This window comes from Peribacillus muralis (genome assembly GCF_001439925.1).
Classification (GTDB): Bacteria; Bacillota; Bacilli; order Bacillales; family DSM-1321; genus Peribacillus; species Peribacillus muralis.
This window is the reverse complement of sequence record NZ_LMBV01000007.1, coordinates 137,382-138,544: the sequence shown is the minus strand read 5'-3', so window position 1 is coordinate 138,544 and position 1,163 is coordinate 137,382. Positions and strand designations below refer to the sequence as shown.

The window sequence follows — 1,163 nt, the reverse complement described above, 5'->3', positions numbered from 1 at the left end:
TGAGTGAATAAGCCTAACGTATACTTCTCAAGCAGATTCGTTTCAGATGTATATGCGTATGTTTTTAAGTCTTTTCCATCTTGTGAAACCTTGCTTGTCTTTCCGTTTTCATCATATTTATAACTTGTTGTTGAGATGATATCTCCTGCTGGATTTGTTACTTGAATCGCATCTACTTGCCCACTTTCATTGTAATTATACAGTTNTGAAGGTAAAGTAGATTCATTCATTACACCATTGATGTCATAGCCATATTGGAATGTCATCTTTGGCATCTCTACTTTTTTTACTTGGTCATTATCATTATATAAAAATGTTTTTTTACGACCTAATGCATCTGTTAACGTAGATAGATTATTGTTGTCATCATAATTATAAGTTGTTTTATGACCATTACCATCCGTTATTGATGATAATGTATCTGCATAAAGAGAATCATAGGCATACGTTTTTGTATGGCTATCTGCATCTGTTTCTTCTTGTTTTTGTCCGTATAACGTAAATGTCACGGATGTTCTATGGCCTTTTTTATCTGTATTTGTCACTTTAAAATTGTTATCATCATAAGCTACAGCTTCATACGTGCCATTAGGATAGAGTGTTTTTATTACTCGACCAAAAGAATCATATTCGAATTTTGTAGTTTCATCTTTTACAGTTGAAGAAATGAGAAAAGGACCTTCATATAAATTCGTTGTTATTTCGCCATTTGTAGCAACCGTTTCTGTCACTTGATTACGACTATTGTACAAATTCGTTGTTGTTCCAGCAGTTGATTTAGATGTTAATATATTCCCATTCTTGTCGTACGTATTTTCTTCAGTCGTGCCATCGGGATTTGTAACCGTCACAATATTGTATTGATTGTCGAAACCATAGAATGTTGTAGAATTTGTTTCTTCCGATGGCATAATTACCTGTGAAACGGCATACGTATTATTTTTCNTCGTTTATATATAGTTTCTGTGTCACTGGAATCAATCACTTTAAATTCGTTATCTTTCGTATTGAATTGATAAGTATTCGTAACAGAAAGTTCTTCATCTTTCGCTTTTTTATCAAAAATTGTTATTTCGTTATCTTGGTAAGAGAAAACTGTCTCGTTGTTTTTACCATCCATATATTTAGTTAATTGACCGTCACCATTATAAGTAAAGTTTTCC

The 1,163-nt window shown here is 32.4% G+C and carries 1 protein-coding gene; it reads right to left on the bottom strand.

Translation table 11 applies throughout. The features are described 5' to 3' along the window. Positions 1-946: 946 nt before the first annotated feature. Positions 947-1,163 (bottom strand): hypothetical protein (locus ASU00_RS25415; RefSeq protein WP_236712706.1); only part of this gene is annotated, 217 nt, incomplete at both ends.